This window comes from Pseudomonadota bacterium (assembly GCA_038533575.1).
Classification (GTDB): domain Bacteria; phylum Pseudomonadota; class Alphaproteobacteria; order Rhodobacterales; family Rhodobacteraceae; genus Shimia_B.
Genome location: JBCAYL010000001.1, coordinates 1,955,464 through 1,970,881, shown reverse-complemented (window position 1 = coordinate 1,970,881; position 15,418 = coordinate 1,955,464). Strand labels below are relative to the sequence as shown.

Annotated in this window: 19 protein-coding genes; 16 read left to right on the top strand and 3 right to left on the bottom strand. The window is 68.7% G+C overall.

The window, feature by feature from the left end; genetic code table 11:
• Positions 1-1,119: a sigma-54 dependent transcriptional regulator gene (locus AAFM92_09935; GenBank protein ID MEL7300690.1), complete on the bottom strand. Its 1,119-nt coding sequence runs from the start codon at positions 1,117-1,119 to the stop codon at positions 1-3.
• Between the two features lie 55 nt (positions 1,120-1,174).
• On the opposite strand from AAFM92_09935, the gene AAFM92_09930 reads away from it, so the two are divergent.
• The 4 genes from AAFM92_09930 to AAFM92_09915 all read left to right on the top strand — a co-directional run bounded on the left by AAFM92_09930 (position 1,175) and on the right by AAFM92_09915 (position 2,531).
• Positions 1,175-1,303 carry a hypothetical protein gene (locus AAFM92_09930; GenBank protein MEL7300689.1) on the top strand — a complete coding sequence of 43 codons (129 nt, stop codon included), beginning with the start codon at positions 1,175-1,177 and terminating at the stop codon, positions 1,301-1,303.
• Between the two features lie 116 nt (positions 1,304-1,419).
• Positions 1,420-1,827, top strand: a complete 408-nt coding sequence (locus tag AAFM92_09925; protein ID MEL7300688.1) for a flagellar protein FliS — start codon at positions 1,420-1,422, stop codon at positions 1,825-1,827.
• Positions 1,824-2,135, top strand: a complete 312-nt coding sequence (locus AAFM92_09920) for a hypothetical protein (protein MEL7300687.1) — start codon at positions 1,824-1,826, stop codon at positions 2,133-2,135. Before AAFM92_09925 ends, AAFM92_09920 begins: the two co-directional genes overlap by 4 nt.
• Before the next feature lie 12 nt (positions 2,136-2,147).
• On the top strand, positions 2,148-2,531 hold the full coding sequence (locus tag AAFM92_09915) for a hypothetical protein (protein ID MEL7300686.1): 384 nt from the start codon (positions 2,148-2,150) through the stop codon (positions 2,529-2,531).
• Between the two features lie 44 nt (positions 2,532-2,575).
• On the opposite strand, the gene AAFM92_09910 is transcribed toward AAFM92_09915, so the two are convergent.
• Positions 2,576-3,136 (bottom strand): hypothetical protein, encoded by a 561-nt coding sequence (locus AAFM92_09910; GenBank protein ID MEL7300685.1) that lies wholly within the window; start codon positions 3,134-3,136, stop codon positions 2,576-2,578.
• 154 nt (positions 3,137-3,290) lie between these two features.
• On the opposite strand from AAFM92_09910, the gene AAFM92_09905 reads away from it, so the two are divergent.
• Entirely contained in the window at positions 3,291-3,668 is a 378-nt protein-coding gene (locus tag AAFM92_09905) for a hypothetical protein (protein MEL7300684.1), read from the top strand.
• Complete coding sequence (locus tag AAFM92_09900) at positions 3,668-4,333, top strand: sel1 repeat family protein (protein MEL7300683.1); 666 nt, start codon at positions 3,668-3,670, stop codon at positions 4,331-4,333. The genes AAFM92_09905 and AAFM92_09900 overlap by 1 nt, the downstream gene beginning before the upstream one ends.
• Here the strand turns inward: AAFM92_09900 and AAFM92_09895 are convergent.
• Complete coding sequence (locus tag AAFM92_09895) at positions 4,330-4,767, bottom strand: hypothetical protein (protein ID MEL7300682.1); 438 nt, start codon at positions 4,765-4,767, stop codon at positions 4,330-4,332. The two genes, AAFM92_09900 and AAFM92_09895, sit on opposite strands and share 4 nt — an antisense overlap.
• 122 nt (positions 4,768-4,889) lie before the next feature.
• Between AAFM92_09895 and flgB the strand changes: the two genes are divergently transcribed.
• From flgB to AAFM92_09845, 10 genes are all read left to right on the top strand, one after another.
• Positions 4,890-5,276 carry a flagellar basal body rod protein FlgB gene (gene flgB / locus AAFM92_09890; GenBank protein ID MEL7300681.1) on the top strand — a complete coding sequence of 129 codons (387 nt, stop codon included), beginning with the start codon at positions 4,890-4,892 and terminating at the stop codon, positions 5,274-5,276.
• 3 nt (positions 5,277-5,279) lie between these two features.
• Entirely contained in the window at positions 5,280-5,696 is a 417-nt protein-coding gene (gene flgC, locus AAFM92_09885) for a flagellar basal body rod protein FlgC (protein MEL7300680.1), read from the top strand.
• Between the two features lie 11 nt (positions 5,697-5,707).
• Positions 5,708-6,367 (top strand): flagellar hook capping FlgD N-terminal domain-containing protein, encoded by a 660-nt coding sequence (locus tag AAFM92_09880; protein ID MEL7300679.1) that lies wholly within the window; start codon positions 5,708-5,710, stop codon positions 6,365-6,367.
• 39 nt (positions 6,368-6,406) lie between these two features.
• On the top strand, positions 6,407-7,669 hold the full coding sequence (locus AAFM92_09875) for a flagellar hook protein FlgE (protein ID MEL7300678.1): 1,263 nt from the start codon (positions 6,407-6,409) through the stop codon (positions 7,667-7,669).
• Between the two features lie 20 nt (positions 7,670-7,689).
• Complete coding sequence (locus AAFM92_09870) at positions 7,690-8,451, top strand: flagellar basal body rod C-terminal domain-containing protein (protein ID MEL7300677.1); 762 nt, start codon at positions 7,690-7,692, stop codon at positions 8,449-8,451.
• Between the two features lie 78 nt (positions 8,452-8,529).
• Positions 8,530-9,318 (top strand): flagellar basal-body rod protein FlgG, encoded by a 789-nt coding sequence (gene flgG / locus AAFM92_09865; protein MEL7300676.1) that lies wholly within the window; start codon positions 8,530-8,532, stop codon positions 9,316-9,318.
• Positions 9,315-9,986 carry a flagellar basal body L-ring protein FlgH gene (locus AAFM92_09860; GenBank protein ID MEL7300675.1) on the top strand — a complete coding sequence of 224 codons (672 nt, stop codon included), beginning with the start codon at positions 9,315-9,317 and terminating at the stop codon, positions 9,984-9,986. The genes flgG and AAFM92_09860 overlap by 4 nt, the downstream gene beginning before the upstream one ends.
• A gap of 11 nt (positions 9,987-9,997) precedes the next feature.
• A complete protein-coding gene (locus tag AAFM92_09855; protein ID MEL7300674.1) occupies positions 9,998-11,113 on the top strand; it encodes a flagellar basal body P-ring protein FlgI in 1,116 nt (371 codons plus the stop codon).
• Positions 11,114-11,124: 11 nt separating this feature from the next.
• On the top strand, positions 11,125-11,421 hold the full coding sequence (locus AAFM92_09850; GenBank protein ID MEL7300673.1) for a rod-binding protein: 297 nt from the start codon (positions 11,125-11,127) through the stop codon (positions 11,419-11,421).
• Between the two features lie 9 nt (positions 11,422-11,430).
• On the top strand, positions 11,431-15,411 hold the full coding sequence (locus AAFM92_09845) for a flagellar basal body rod C-terminal domain-containing protein (protein MEL7300672.1): 3,981 nt from the start codon (positions 11,431-11,433) through the stop codon (positions 15,409-15,411).
• Positions 15,412-15,418: the final 7 nt, after the last annotated feature.

The following is a 15,418-nucleotide window of genomic DNA, read 5'->3' as shown; positions in this document are numbered from 1 at the left end:
TCACGCCGCCTCAGCGAGGGCGCGGGCTGCTCCCGCCGCCGTCAGCATGATGTGACAGGCCTCGAGCGGCGCGCCATCGGACAACACGAGCGCGCGCTGAATAACATTCTCGAGCTCGCGCACATTGCCCGGCCAGTCATGGGCGGCGAGCGCGTCGAGGGCGGATGCCGTGAGCAGCGGCGCCGGACCGGGCCCGTGACGCCGGACAAACGCCTGGGCGAGGGCCGGTATATCCGCACGCCGCGCCGAGAGCGGGAGGCTCTCGAGTGGAAAGACGTTGAGCCGGAAAAAGAGATCCTCCCTAAAGCGCCCGGCGACGATCTCCTGCGCCATGTCCCGGTTCGACGTGGCGAGGATGCGGATGTCCACGGCGATCTCCTTCTGGGTGCCGAGCGGTGTAACGACCTTTTCCTGGAGGACACGGAGCAGCTTCGCTTGCAGCGCCAGCGGCATCTCGGAAATCTCGTCGAGGAGGAGCGTGCCGCCATCCGCGGCGCGCAGGTAGCCCTTGTTGGCCCCGGCCGCGCCGGTGAACGCGCCCTTCTCATGCCCGAAGAGCATGGCTTCGAGCATGTTTTCCGGGATCGCCGCGCAGTTCAGCGCCACGAAGGGCGCCTCGGACCGCTTGGAGCAGTGATGAATGTACTTCGAGAGCACTTCTTTTCCGCTGCCCGTGGGGCCGTTGATGAAGACGCTCACGTCATGAAGCGCCACCCGTTTTGCGAGGCCCTTCAGCGCCCGCGCCGCTGGATCGACAGCCAAGACCGGCGAAAGAGGCGTAGCAAGCAGATCCGAGAAGGCGAGTTGGGCGGCGGCGTCCTGCCCGGGCAGATGGACGCGTAGCAGCCGGCCGCCGAGCTCCTCGCTCAGCGTCCAGCGTCCCACGCCGGTGCCGAGGGCAATGATCCGACGTGCCCCTAACGCCTTGGCCTGTGCGACGAGCTGCGCGGGCTCGCCGTCTCCCGGCGCGACGAAGGTATGGCAAGGGGAGTGGCCAGCAGTGCCGGGTCCTGATGCATCCTCCTGCGTGCGGGCATGGGTCAGCCCGCGCGCCTCGAGGGCCGTGAAGACAGGCGCGAGCTCCGCTGCCTTCTCTTCGGCCAGATCGCGATCGAACATGAAGTCGGTCAAGACGTCCTCCCACCAAGGTCACGGAAAAAGGGAAGCAGGGTTCGTGCCAACTGCCCGCAGCTTCCGACGCATCTCCCAAAGCCTGATTTTTCGAGGCGGACACGGCGGCACGGCCAGCGTGAGCGTCGAGATCTCGGCGCGGGATGTCGAGATTTCGACGCTCGCGACGTGATCTCGACACCCAAGATGAAAGTGCCCCGCCTCCCGCGCGAAAAGCGCGGTCCCGCCTAAAAGTTTCTCCGGATCGCCCGTTGCCTCTTTCAGCCCGTGCGCGACACGGAGGAGCCCATGAAGGAAGCAGCGATGAGCTTTGCCCGCACCTTTTACCAAGCCGCCGACCAGGCCCTCGCAGAGCCCGCGCCGCATCCTCACCAGATCGTCTTGGTGACGCTTCGCGAGCTCACCCGCGCCCTCGATGTGCTGGCCACCGCGCAGGCGCAGGGCCGGACTTTCCCGCCTGCGCCGCTCAATCGCGCGCTCACGGCGATCTACATCCTTCAGTCAAGCCTCGATTTCGAGGCGGGCGGTCAGATCGCTGATGACCTCTTCCAGCTCTACGAATTCACGCGTTTTCACTTGCTCAAGGCTTGGCGCGGAGAGGAGGAGGCACGGCTCCCTGAGGCCCGTGATGCGATGGACAATATCCTCTCGGCCTGGGGCGACATCGCGCCGGATGCCGACAAGGTGCCGGCATGAGACCTGCGATCGTGGAGCGCATGCTGGCGGCGTCCTGGGAGGCGCGGATGGAGCGTCTGCTAGAGGAAATCGATACTGCACGCGCGGCCGGTGATGCCGAGCGCGTGGCGCGGCTCGATGCGCTGCTGCGGGCCGAGGCGCGTGCGGGTGGGCGCGCGCTCGAACCGCGCCAGCGCGACGCCGTCTTTGCCCGTCTCATCGAGGCTCTGAAGGCACTGGCCGATGCGACATTGTCGGAGCGTGAGGGACGGCGTGCGCAAGAGGAAGGGGCCTTGGCCTATATCCGTGTCGATCGGCGTAGCCGGTAGCGCGGAGCGGTGGTGACCGACTGCCAAACATGCGCCCGGCTGCGGCTCTTTCTGCCTGCCTCGCTCGCGCTTATCGCTGCGATCTACGCGCAGCCGGACTGGGCCACCAGGCTCGCCGCGCTGATGCCGCCGCCGCTCGCCATCGGTCTTCTTCTGCTGGGCGCGAACGTGGCCGGTGTCGCCTGGGGGCTTTGGCGGTCGCGGGCGCGAGTCTCAGCTGGCGCGCCCGAGGGTATGCGCTGTGCCGCCCTCGCTGGCGGAGCCGACGGCGAGGGGACCGCGCGCAAGGAGCCGCGCGACAGGGGTGCAGGAGATCTCGGGCAGGCCGCCTTGCGCATCAAAGCGTGTGACGCGGATGGCGGGCAGGGCGGGGGTGTCGCGCAGCGCGCCGCCTAGGGCTCTTTGACCGGCGCCCTGCGCCATGGAGGTCGCGCGCATGCTCATAGGGTATCGAGCGGCGTCGAGGATCGCGCATCCCCGCGTGCATGTCCCCAATCCATGATGAGCACTTCGAGGATCTCCCGCGGCGGCTCCAACAAACCGAGCTGGCGGTTCATCTCCGCCCGCAGCGCGTCGGGCAGTTCCTGGCGGTAGAGCGTCAAGTCCGTATCGAGCCCTGGTCCGGCGTCGCGGCGTTCCGCCACGCGTAGCGCCACCTCGGCAAAGCCGCGCTGCGCGGCTTCGAGCAAGGCGGTCCAGTTCTCATCGGAGGTGGCCGGGTCGCTGGCGTCGATGGCCACGGCCAGATCCACACGGACTCTCCCCAGATCGCGTGGGAGCGTGACGTCGAGCGGGATGCGCAGCGGGACATATTCGATGGGGCGCCCGATCACGGCGTCTTCCGCTGCCGCGGCTGTGCCAGGTACCGCGTCCTTTGCGGGATCGGCCGCCAGCGGAGCCGCGGGCGAAGGCGCGCGCAGCGCGAGCATGCTGCCCACGCCCATGAGGAGCGGCAGGAGAAGGGCCGGTGCAGCGAAGAAAGCGATGGCGCGCAGGTTCATGACGACGATGGAGCAAAAAACACGCCAAGTCCCTAAAACGCGGTGCGCCGGGGCCGTTTTCTCCATTGAGACGAGAGCAGGTGAGGATCGTGGCTGAGCAGACAGGGCAGACGCCACCGGACGACAGGACGGTGGCCGAAGAGGAGGCTTGGCCATGTTGAGAGGGCTCACGCGGGGGAGCGCGCCACAGGACGGCGCGGCCCACCGGGGGCACGACCGGCGCAGGGACGACTTCGCATTAGTCCGCCAGGTCACGCGGCTCGAGGATGTGCCGGAGGTGGAACGCCACCTGCCGGACATCCTCGGCCGCGCCATGGCGCGGAGCTGGATCGACGCCGCCTTCGCAAAGGAACTCGCGCGCGATCCGGCGGGGCTTCTCGCCCGCTACAGCGTGCATTTGCCCGAGAGTGTGGCCCTCAGCGTGGAGCATTCAGCCGCGGAGCGCCCCCGGATCGTGGTGACCGAGATTCTTCCCGGCGGCCAGAGGCGCCGCCTCATGTACCTACAGCTTGTGATGATGGCCGGGCGATGATGGTGGCCCCTGGCAGAACAGCCCGCCGCGCGCTGACGGCCTTCATGCTCGGGATGAGCCCCGCGCCCGCGGTCTCCGCGCGCGATCTAGAAACGGCCCTCGATCATGTCCGTGCCGGCGAGGCGGCGGAGGCCGTGGCCATCTTTCGCGATCTCGCCCTGGCCGGAGACAGCGCGGCGCAGGTCAATCTCGCGGTGATGCATGCACGTGGTGAAGGTGTCCCCCTCGACATCGAGGAGGCCAGCTACTGGGCCTGGCGCGCGCGGCTCATGGGCGAGGCCCGGGCCGCTGGGCCGAGCGAGGCGCTCATCGCGCGGCTCCCGGAGCGGCAGCGCGGCACACTCGCGACCCGGCTGGCGGCAGACCTTGAAATGCTGGCCGAGCAAGGGAGGTTTCGTGCCTTCGTCGGGCTGGGCCTTGTGGAGCTCGAGGTCCGCATGCCCAAGGACCCACGGCGCGCGGCGCTGTGGTTCACGCTCGCCGCGGCCTTCGAGGAGCCGCATGCGATCCGTCTGCGGGGATACGCCCTTGCCGAGGTCGCGGAGCCCGATCGGCTCGCCATTCAGGCCGAGGTCCGTACTCTCTTTGCAGAATGGTGCGAGCGGTTGCCCCGCGAGAGCGTCCCCCCAAGCTGCCCGGTGATCATGGCGCGGAACGAACCCTAGGCTTCGTCCCCTGCGCTAGCGGAGCCCTCCGGCGCGGGCAGCATGATGGTGCCTGACTGAAACGGCGCCTTCGCGCGCGGCGCTTCGCGCGCTGATGGGCTGCCTTGCACTCGTTCTGCACCCTCTTCATCCGCATTGGCTGCGTCTGGCGGTGCGTCGCGGTCGGCCGCTTTTGAGGCTCCCTTTTTCGCGCTCTTTCGGGGCGGGGGCTTCAGACCTTCCTCTATCATCTTCAGCCGCAGCTTGAGCGCGAGGTGCCGCGCGGCGCCGCTGGACTGCGCGACGTAGGCCTCTTTCAGCGCGTGGAGCGCCTCGTCTCTCGGCATCCCCTTCAGCCGACGTACCAGCGTGCGAAACGACTGGGGTAGCTCGATTTTCCGGCGCGCGCGCGTGGCTGCCTTGCCAGTCTTTGTCCCGGCCTCTGTCTGGGTCATCGGAGCGCTCCTCGTGTCACTTGGCACCGCCTTTGCAGACTGCCCTCGGAGACAGCTTGCCTGTGCGCTTCCGTGCAAGACGCGCGCCAAGGCAGCCGAGATGAACGAGGGACCCGCCATAGATGGAAGCCACCTTTCGAAACCACCTCAGCGTCTTTGCCCAGGCGCTCTCGCTGCGCGAAACCCGCGGCCAGATGCTGGCCTCCAACATCGCCAACGCGGCGACACCGGGCTTCAAGGCGCGCGATATCGACTTCAAGACCGAGCTCGCCGCCCGGACCGGTGACGGTGATCTGCGCGTCAGCCACGCCCGACACTTCGCCACCGCGCAACCGGCCGCTTTGGGCGCCGCGTATCGCAAGCCGGTGAGTGCCTCGCTCGACAGCAATACCGTCGAACTCGCCGTCGAACAGATGGAATTCGCCGAGAATGCCCTGCGCTACCAGACGTCCCTGACGCTGCTCAACAGGCGCATCTCCGGCGCGCTCAATGCCATGAGAGGGGAGTGACCCATGGAAATCGGAACGATCTTTGACGTGGCGCGCCATGCCATGTCCGCCCAGATGGTGCGCCTGAATACGGTATCCTCCAACATCGCCAATGCAGGTTCGGTCAGCACGACCGAGGAGGGCGCCTACCAGCCCATGCGCCCGATCTTCGAGACGGTCTACGCCGATCAGCACGGCCAGTCCGGCCTGTCGACGACGCGCGCGCGGGAGGTGGTGACGCTCGACCGCTCCCCCAACCGGCAGTTCCGCCCCGACCACCCGATGGCCGATGAGGAGGGCTACATTTTCCTGCCGCAGGTGAACCCGGACGAGGAGATGGTCGAGATGCTGGAGGCCAGCCGCCAGTACCAGAACGTGCTCGAGACGGTCTCGACCATGCGCACACTGATGGCGCGCACGGTCAAGATGGGCCAGGGCTAGGAGGGCCAGAGGTGACTGACGTGACAGTGCTTGGCACGGCCCCCGCCACGCCTACGGAGCCAAGGCCCGTGGAAGCCCCAGATCTGGGGCAGGCGGATTTTCTGAAACTCATGACCGCGCAGCTGGAAAACCAGGACCCGTTCAAGCCCATGGAAAACGGGGAATTCCTCGGACAGATGGCGCAATTCTCGACCGTCTCGGGCATCGAGCAGCTCAACGCGACGATGGAAGACATCGGCGCCGCGTTGGGCGCGGGCCGCGTGAGCGACAGCGCGAGCATGATCGGGCGCGAGGTCCTCGTACCGGGGACCGTGGCCCGCGCAGGCGCAGACGGCACCCTCCGGGGCTCTATCGTGCTCGATGCTCCGGCGGAGGCGGTCACTGTCCGCTGGAGCGATGCGCAGAGCTTCGAGACCCTCGCGGAGACGACGCTCGGGCCGCAGCCCGCCGGGCGCCTCGACCTGGCCTGGAGCGATCCGCCCGCCGACATCGTCGATGCGCGCCGGGGCGTCCGCATCACCGTGGAGGCCATGGGCGCAGAAACGCGCGAGCCCCGCGTCTTTGCGCGCGTCGATGCCGTGAACCTGCCGGCCTTCGAAGGTGCGCCGTTGGTCTTCGACGTGGAGGATTATGGTCTCCTGAACGAGCCGGACATCGCGTCTATTCGCTGATCCGGCCACGACACACTCATCTGGAAAGGGAGACATCCCATGAGCTTCTTCACCGCACTCTCGGGCCTCAACGCCGCCCAGCAAGACATCTCCGCCACCTCCAACAACATCGCGAACGTGGCGACGCTCGGCTTCCACGGCAGTCGGCCCGAATTCGTCGATATCTTCTACTCGAGCCCGCAGAGCCAGCCTGCCCGGCAGGTGGGCGCGGGCGTCAATATCAGCCGCATGGCCAGGGATTTCGGCGCTGGGGCGACGATCTCCACCGGCAACGTATTCGACCTCTCCCTGCGCGGGCAGGGCTTTTTCCTGACCCAGATCGGCAGCGATGACGGGGCCGAGATCGGGTATACCCGCGCGGGTGCGTTCAACATGCTGGCCGATGGCCGCGTCTCAAACGCCACGGGCAACCTGCTTCACGTCTTCCCGACGGCCGAGAACGGCGAACCGCTCAGTACCCGCATCACGGAGCCATTGCAGATCCCGCAGACCTTCGGGGTCCCGGAGGCGACGACGGGCATCGACATCGCGGTGCAGGTGTCGCTTACAGATAATGGCGGCCTCGGCACTCAGGCCGCGCTGCCCGCCGCCGCCTTCGATCCAGCCGATCCCACGACCTATGCGTTTTCCACCGAGGTCCCCGTCTTCGACGATACCGGCGTGTCCGTCCCGGCACAGGCCTTCCTCGTCCTCGAGACCGCGCCCACTCCCGCGGATCCCAGCATCGCCTACAGCATCCAGCTCGTCCGCAACGGTGAGGTCCTCGCTCCGCCCGCCCCGGCGGAGACCCTCTCCTTCGATGCGGCGGGCCTGCAGACCGGCGCGCTCACGCCGCAGGCCTTCACCGATGCAGGCGGCGGCACGCTGAGCCTGAATTTCGGCAATTCCAACGTGACGCGTGATGACTTTGCGGTCACCGATATCTCGGGCGACGGTGCCCAGGAGATGCGCCTTTCCTCGGTCGACGTCAGCGATGACGGCACGGTCTTTGCCAATTTCGGCGCGGAGGCGAGCTTTGCCGTGGGCAAGATAGCCATCGCCACCTTCACCAACCTTCAGGCGCTCAACAGCATCGGCAGCTCCACGTATCTTGCGACGCAGGACGCCGGCGAGGTGCGGCTGGGCATAGGCGGCACCACGGGCTTCGGTGCGGTGGAGTCTGGCTCGGTCGAGCAATCCAATGTCGACCTCACCGAAGAGCTCGTGCATCTCATCATGGCCCAGCGCAACTACCAGGCCTCCGCAAAGGCGCTGGAGACGAACGGCACGCTGGCCGAGACCGTCATGAACATCCGGACCTGAGGCAGCATCGGGAGCGGGCCATGGACCGGATGATCTATACCGCGCTCAATGCGCTCGCCGTGGCGCGCAACGAGCAGGTCAAGGGCGCCCAGAACCTCGCCAACCAGAACGTGCCGGGCTTCCGGCGCGACTTGCCCGACGATGGCGGGTCGCGGTTTCTGTCGCAGCTGGAGGGCCTGACCACGCGCGCCTTCCAGCTGGAGACGGGCCCCGCCCGCTTCTCGGATGCCACGGGGTTTCTCGAGGCCACCGGACAAGAGCTCGACGTGGCAATAGCGGACCGTGGCTATTTCTATGTCGAGGCCGAGGACGGCACGCCCGCGCTGAGCCGCCGGGGAGATCTACGTCGGGAGGTGGACGGCGTTTTGCGCAACGGGGCCGGGGAGGCCATGCTCGGCCCCGATCTCGCGCCGGTGGCGATCCCCGAATTCGTGTCGCTGCGTATCAGCGATATCGGGGAGATCTTCGCGGATCCAGTGGACGAACCCGGCACGGCGCAGCGGCTCGTGGGCCTTCTTGCCACCACCATTCCTGATCCCGAGCTTGTGCTGACCAAGGGTGTCGACGGGCAGATCCGCGACGTCGAGGGGCAGGTGCCGCCCCCCAATCAGCAGGCCCGCGTGCTGGCCGGCACCCTCGAGGGGTCAAACGTGAACCCCGTGGAAGAGCTGCTCAGCACCATGGAGATCCAGCGCAGCTTCGAGCGGGGCCTGCGCCTCGTAATGACAGCGCGCGAGATCGACGAGAATGGCGCGCGTATCCTGCAGGCTCCGGAAGGCTAGATCCGCGCAGCGCCCGTGTTCTGGCATGGGCATTGCACAAACGTCCACGACACACCGATTTTGAAAGGGGTCTCTCGCATGTCCTCGAACGTGATGCATGTCGCCAAGACCGGCCTGAACGCGCAGCAGATGCGCATCCAGGTGATTTCCAACAACCTGGCCAATGTGAACAGCACGGGCTTCAAGCGGGACCGGGCCAATTTCGAGTCGCTCCTGTACCAGACCTACCGGCCCGCTGGCGCGCAGACCTCTGAAGCCACGGCGTCGACGTCGCCCAACAATCTCGGCACTGGCGTGCGCCTTGTCAGCACGGAAAAGATCCACAGCCAGGGCACCGTGACCACGAGCGAGAACGCGCTCGACCTCGCCATCGAGGGCAATGGCTTTTTCCAGGTGCTGCTGCCCGACGGGCGGATCGGCTATACGCGCAACGGCACGTTCTCGCAGAATGCAGAGGGCACCGTCACCACGACGAGCGGCTACGTGCTGCAGCCAGAAATCCAGATCCCTCAGGGCGCGCTGTCGATCTCCATCTCGCGCGATGGCATCGTGAGCGTCGTGGAGCCGGGCGGCGTCGGCGCCCGGGAGGTGGGGCAGATCACGCTCGCTGCTTTCACCAATCCGCGCGGCCTCGCACCCGTGGGAGAAACCTTTCTCGTCGAGACCCCCGCGAGCGGCGCGCCCGCAGTGGGTGCCCCCCTCGACGACGGGCTGGGCGACCTGATGCAGGGCGCGCTCGAGACCTCCAACGTCAACGTCGTGCAGGAATTGGTGGAGATGATCGAGGCCCAGAGGGCCTACGAGATCAATTCGCGATCGATCTCCGCCTCCGACGAGATGATGAGCTACCTGGCGAACAAGCTGTGAGGCGGAAGACGAGGCATTGCGCGCTGCTTCTCGGCGCCCTCGCGTTGGCCGGATGCTCGACGCAGATCGAGGAGGCGGAGAGCGAGTTCTTCGCGCCGGTCTTCCCGGTCGCGCCCGCCGCCCTCGACCAGGGTCTGCCCACGGGGGCCATCTACGGCTCGGGTGCCAAGGGTCTCTTTGCCGCCGATCGCCGCGCCAGCGCCGTGGGCGATATCCTCACGGTGGACTTCCAGGAGGCCTTTGCCGCGTCCAAGAACCAGGCCGCCGGATCGAACAAGACCGACAGCTTCGCCGTGGACATCCCCGACATCCTGCCGCTGCCCTTCGATGACGAGGATCTCACAGGCTCCACCACGCGGACCTTCTCCGGAGATGGCAGCGCCACGCAGTCGAACTCGCTCACCGGGCGGGTCTCGGTCTCCGTGGTGCGCGTCCTCCCGGGGGGCAATCTCGAGATCTGGGGCCAAAAGAAGCTCACGCTCAATAACGGGCACGAATACGTGCGCCTGCGGGGCATCGTGCGGCCCTCGGATATCTCCGCTGACAACGTCGTGCCCTCCGATCGTATCGCGAATGCGGAGATCAAGTATGTCGGCGCGGGCGACGTGGCCGACAGCGCGCGCAAGGGCTGGCTGCGCCGGGGCCTCGACGCGGTGTCCCCGCTGTGAGGCGCGTGGGCATACCCTTGCGTGTCCTCGGTCTCTGCCTGTCGCTCCTCGCGACCGGGGTGCAGGCCGACAGGCTCAAGGACCTCGCTGACGTCGCCGGGGTCAGGCCCAACCCGCTGGTGGGCTACGGCCTTGTTGTGGGCCTCGTGGGCACGGGGGATGGCAATTCCGACCTCACGCGCCAATCGATCCGGTCCATCGTCTCCCGTCTGGGCCTCGAGACGGATCCCGACAGTTTGGACGCTCGCAACACCGCGGCCGTCATCGTCACGGCGGAGCTCGGACCCTTCCTGAAACCCGGCCAGCCCGTCGACGTGACGGTGTCCACCGTCGGGCGCGCGCGCTCGCTGCAGGGCGGGCTCCTCCTGATGACGCCGCTTCTCGGGGCCGATGGTGAGGTCTACGCCATCGCGCAAGGCAATCTCGTCGTGGGCGGTCTCGGGGTGGCCGGGGGCGACGGGTCCTCCGTCATCGTCAACGTGCCCACCGTGGGCCGCATTCCCGGCGGTGGCACGGTTGAGCGCCTCGTGGAGACCGCCTTCCTCGAAACCGATTTCTTCCTGCTCAATCTCCGCCGCCCGGATTTTTCGACGGCGAGCGCGGTGGCGGAGGCGATCAACGAGACCTTTGGTGCCGGGGTGGCGATGCCCCTCGATGCGAGCTCCGTGCGCGTGCGCGCGCCCCATGAGCCGGGCGCGCGGGTCCCGTTTCTCGGCCTACTCGAGCAGATCGAAATCGAGCCCGCCACGCCCCGCGCGCAGGTCATCGTGAACGCGCGCACGGGCACGGTCGTGATCGGGGGTGAGGTGCGCGTCACCCCTGCCGCGGTGTCCCACGGCTCGCTGACGGTGCGCGTGAACGAGGACTTCAACGTCGACCAGGGCACCACCGTCGTCACGGGCCCCGATGGCAATGTCGCGGTGCCGGGCGATGTCGTGGTCACGCCCGACACAGAGATCGAGGTGGAACAGGAAAACAATCCCGCCTTCGTCTTCGACCCGGGCGTCTCGCTCTCCTCGCTGGTGGACGCCATCAACGCCGTGGGGGCCAGCGCGGCGGATCTCGTGGCGATCCTCGAGGCGCTGCACCGCGCGGGCGCGCTCCGCGCAGAACTCATCGTCATCTGAAGGAGGTCGCCATGATCGATCCCGCCTTGCCCGGTCTTCACGTCCACAGAGCCCCCGAGGCCGCCACGCGCGCAACGCAGGCGCTGCAGCCGGACCTGCTCGAAGCCGCGCGCGGCTTCGAAGCGCTCTTTCTCACGCAGGTTCTAAAAACGGCGCGCTCGGCGTCGTTGGGAGAGGCATTGGGAGAAGGTCAGGGGATGGACACCACACGCACACTCTTGGATCAGGCGCTGGCCGATGCGGGCGCGCAGCGCGCGGGCCTCGGCCTCGCCGAGGCGATCCACCGGCAATTCGCCGGGCGCGGGTAGGGCGGCCAGGTGTCGGACATCATCAATATCGGGCGAAGCGGCCTGCTCGCCGCGCGCACCGGCCTCGCCGTCACCGGGGAGAACATCGCGAACGTGGAGACCCCGGGCTATGCGCGGCGCGACATGCTCACGCGCGCACAGCCCGCAGGCGGCGGTGTCGAGGTGCAGGACATCCGCCGTGCGTTCGACGGGCTCCTCGCAGACCGGCAGCGTGACGCGGTCTCGACGCAGGGCGCGGCCCGGGCCTATCAGTACCATGTTTCGAGCCTCGAGGACCGCCTGCTGCCCGGGCCAGGCGGCATTCCGGACACGCTCGACAGCGTCTTCGACGCGCTCGATGCCCTGGCCCAGAGCCCGCAGGACGAGGGCCTGCGCCTCGCCTTCATCGGCGCGGGGGAGGCGCTTGCCACCCAGGTGAATGATCTCGACGCCGGGTTTCAGGCGCAGTCACGCGGGATAGAGGCCGAGCGAGGCCTCGCGGTAAACGAGGTCAACGAGCTGCTCGACGGGCTCGCCGTGCTCGAGGTGGAGATCGAGCGGACGCCGGAGCCCGCCGATCGCAATCCGCTACTTGACCTGCGCGAGGCGAAGTTCGCCGAGTTGGCCGACCTCCTCCCCGTCAGCGTCGAGACCGATAACAGGGATCTCGCCACCATCCGGATGGGTCCCGGAGGGCCGCTCCTCCTGTCCGATGGCCGCGCCGCGCGGCTTACGCTGGCCGAGGAGGGCCGCGTGACCTTGATCGCGGCTGAAGAAGACGCGGCGCCCGTCTCGCTGCGGCCTGCCAACGGGCGCCTCGCGGGCCTTGCCGACGCGGCGGATGTCGCGGCCGAGGCGCGGCGTGACTTCGGGTCCTGGGCGGCGGAGCTGGCCGATGAGTTCAATGCCATTCACGCCACGGGCCTCCAACCCGACGGCACCGCCGGCGGCCCGCTCTTTCTCGCGCGCGGCTGGGATGCCGCGCTCGGCGCACTCACGCGGGGGGATCCGGTGGCGGATGTGCGGGTCCTCGACGAGGCGCTGATGCCCGACGGCCCGGTGACGCTCATCTACGATGATGTGACGGCCGCTTGGCAGGCCGTGGATGCAGGCGGCACCCGGCTGGGCGAGGGGACGGACCGCATTCTCTTGCCGGGGCTCGAGATTGCGCTGTCGGGCGCGCCGCTCAATGGGGACCGCATCACGCTCAGCCAGAATGCCAATGCGGGCTTCTTCCGCATGGCCCTCGCCGACCCCGACGAGATCGCGGCGGGAGCGCCCTGGATTACCGGCGCCAATGCCGGCAATGTCGGAACAGCGCGGCTTTCCGCGGCCACGATCGAGGCACCGCCCGGTGCGGCAGCCCTCGCCGACCTGGCGGCAGAGCTCGAGGCAGGCGCGGTGAGCTTCGTGAGCGACGGGCCTGTCGGGGTCATTCCCCGCGGCATCGGCGCGGCGGAGCTCAGCGCACAGGCACGCCCCGCCACCATGGAGTTTGCTCCCCTTTCTGGCGCGGATCTCACCGCGCTGTCCGTCAGCATCGGTCCCGACACGTTCACGTTCACGCCGCCGGGCCCGCTCTCGCCCGGTGACCTCGTGTCGGCCCTCAACAGCGGCGCGTTGCGGAGCGGCACTGACGAGGCTTTGGACGATCTGGGTTTCGTGGCAGCCTTCGACGGGGCGGGCGCCGTCACGCTCCTCTCCCGCACGGGCGCCTCGCCGGACAGCGCGGACCTGACGACGACGGCGAGCACGCTCCCCGGCATCGAGATCGCCACCGCCGCTGACGCCGCCGAAATCGCGCTCTTCACGCGGGACGGGCGCCAGATCTCCGGCGCGCCGCTCTCTCCGGCGGAGGCCGCCGCGCTGCTGCGTCCGGAAAACGGCTTCGCGGAGGATGCCGTCTATGTCCCGCCCGGGGCAAAGGCCGCGGGGCTCAGCCGCACCAGCGGACCGGGAGATTTCGCGCTCCGTGTGCCGGAGGCGGGCAGCGGCATCGCGACCTGGCCTACCGGTACCGCCCGCCCGGAGACGGCCGCGCGTAGCTTTTCGCTCGATGACGGCCTCGCCAGCACCGCGATCGACGCGCCCCCCGGCGCCAGTGCGGCGTGGCTCGCGGATCTCCTGAGCGCCAGCGGCGCGGTGACGGCCCAGGCAGAGACGCGGGTCGCGCTCGATGTACCGCCGGCGGGACAGCTCGATTTTGCCTTGGCCGGTCAGAACGGGACGGGCGTGCCCCTGAGTGTCGATCTCTCCGGCGGTCCCGGCGCGCTGGCGGCGGCCGTGAATGGGCAGACGGGCACCACGGGGATCCGGGCCGAGCTTTCCCTCGACGGCGCGCGCGTGGAGCTCGTCCAGGCTGGCGGCGCGGATATACGCTTCGAGGGGCTCACCCATTCGGCAGGCGATCCTGTCACGCTCACGCGGCGCGCGGCGGATGGCGCGGTGCTCGGAAGCGCGACTATCGCGGCCACGGGAGCAGAGAGCGTCGCCATAGCCGGGTCCGTCACGCTCAGCCGGGGGTCCGCCTTTTCTCTCGGCGAGGGCGGCACTGTCACGGCGGCGGCGCGGGACGCGTCCATCGGCGGCCTCGTCGACGTGTCGCGGCGCGCCGCCGGAAGCGAGGCCACGCTCACCCTCGCGCTCGCGCTCAGCGATGATATCGCGCTCCGCGAGGTCGTGATCACCGGGGCGGATGGACGCCTGCGGACCGCCTCCGGCGATCCAGCCTCCGGCACCACGCTCGCCGCGAGCCTTGCCGCCGACCTCCGCGAGACCTCGCCGGCCAGCCGCATCGAGGGCGCCGTCCTCGGCGCGCCGCCGGAAGACGGGGCGCGCATGGTGGTGGGCCTCGGCTCCCAGAGCTACCAGATCACCATGCGCGACGGCGCGCCCGTGGTAGAGGGCCCCGAGCCCGACCGCATCACCGCCCGCTTCGACACGTCCGGACGCTTCGTCATCGAGACGGTGGGTGGCCATCTCGACGGCGCGGCCCTCCGCCTCACGGATGCCGCGGGCGAGGCCGCGCGCTTTGGCATGGGGCCGGTGGACGCCCCGCAGACCACCGTCATCGGGCAGCCGTTCGACGCCGCCAACCTTCCGGCAAGCTTCGAAGTCGTCCTCGCGGGTACGAGCTACACCGTGAGCGTATCGGCGGGCGCGGTCGTGCTGCCGCCCACCTTCCCCGGCACGGGCTACATCAACACCGGGTTTGGACGCGTGGAGATCGCCTTCGATGCCCGGGAGGGGGCATTCCGCGTCCCGGCCGACCCCGCGGGGGCCGATGCCGGATTTGACACGCTGGGTGCGGAAGCGTCCGTCACCGAGGCAGCTCTGGATCTCGTGGCGACTGACGGGCGCGCCCTGGAGATCGCGCCGCAGGCCTCGGGGACAGGCACATCGCTCCGTCTCACGGCGCTCCCCGATGAAGATGTGATCGTCGTTCTCGACGGGGCCGCCAACCTGCGCCTCGCGGGGTCCTTCATCGAAGGCCCGCCCAGCGCGCCGGAGCGCGAGCTCCGGGTGCTCGACGCCGAAGCGGGCCTCGTCGGACTTTTCGATACGCAATCCGGAGAGAGCCTCGGCACCCGGACGCTCGACGCGGCTGGTCGCGCGAGCTTCGGCGCACTCGAGGTCACTCTCGAAGGGGCCGCGGAAACAGGAGATGCCTTTTCCATCCTGCCCGGCGATGGCCGCCCGGGCGACGGGCGCACCATCGGCGCGCTCGCAGCGCTGCGGTTGGAGGACGCCGCCACCGGAACAGGGGGCTACGGCGCGGGCTTTGCTGCGCTCCAGCAGGATGTCGGCGCGCGCGTGGCGACGGGCGAGATCCGCATGGCCAGCGCGGAGAACGCGCTCGAGGCGGCCGATCGTGCGGTCTCCTCCCTCAGCGGGGTCGATCTCGACGAGGAAGCGGCGCGCATGATCCAGCAGCAACAGGCCTACCAGGCCAATGCGCAGGTCATCGGCGTCGCGCGCGACATCTTCAACACGCTCCTGCAGGCCCTGTGAGGAGGCA

Excerpts from the sequence above, each read along its gene's own strand:
- AAFM92_09935 (MEL7300690.1), bottom strand. The coding sequence starts at position 1,119 with ATGTTCGATCGCGATCTGGCCGAAGAGAAGGCAGCGGAGCTCGCGCCT.
- AAFM92_09925 (MEL7300688.1), top strand. The coding sequence starts at position 1,420 with ATGAAGGAAGCAGCGATGAGCTTTGCCCGCACCTTTTACCAAGCCGCC.
- AAFM92_09920 (MEL7300687.1), top strand. The coding sequence starts at position 1,824 with ATGAGACCTGCGATCGTGGAGCGCATGCTGGCGGCGTCCTGGGAGGCG.
- AAFM92_09910 (MEL7300685.1), bottom strand. The coding sequence starts at position 3,136 with ATGAACCTGCGCGCCATCGCTTTCTTCGCTGCACCGGCCCTTCTCCTG.
- AAFM92_09905 (MEL7300684.1), top strand. The coding sequence starts at position 3,291 with ATGTTGAGAGGGCTCACGCGGGGGAGCGCGCCACAGGACGGCGCGGCC.
- AAFM92_09900 (MEL7300683.1), top strand. The coding sequence starts at position 3,668 with ATGGTGGCCCCTGGCAGAACAGCCCGCCGCGCGCTGACGGCCTTCATG.
- AAFM92_09895 (MEL7300682.1), bottom strand. The coding sequence starts at position 4,767 with ATGACCCAGACAGAGGCCGGGACAAAGACTGGCAAGGCAGCCACGCGC.
- flgB (MEL7300681.1), top strand. The coding sequence starts at position 4,890 with ATGGAAGCCACCTTTCGAAACCACCTCAGCGTCTTTGCCCAGGCGCTC.
- flgC (MEL7300680.1), top strand. The coding sequence starts at position 5,280 with ATGGAAATCGGAACGATCTTTGACGTGGCGCGCCATGCCATGTCCGCC.
- AAFM92_09875 (MEL7300678.1), top strand. The coding sequence starts at position 6,407 with ATGAGCTTCTTCACCGCACTCTCGGGCCTCAACGCCGCCCAGCAAGAC.
- AAFM92_09870 (MEL7300677.1), top strand. The coding sequence starts at position 7,690 with ATGGACCGGATGATCTATACCGCGCTCAATGCGCTCGCCGTGGCGCGC.
- flgG (MEL7300676.1), top strand. The coding sequence starts at position 8,530 with ATGTCCTCGAACGTGATGCATGTCGCCAAGACCGGCCTGAACGCGCAG.
- AAFM92_09850 (MEL7300673.1), top strand. The coding sequence starts at position 11,125 with ATGATCGATCCCGCCTTGCCCGGTCTTCACGTCCACAGAGCCCCCGAG.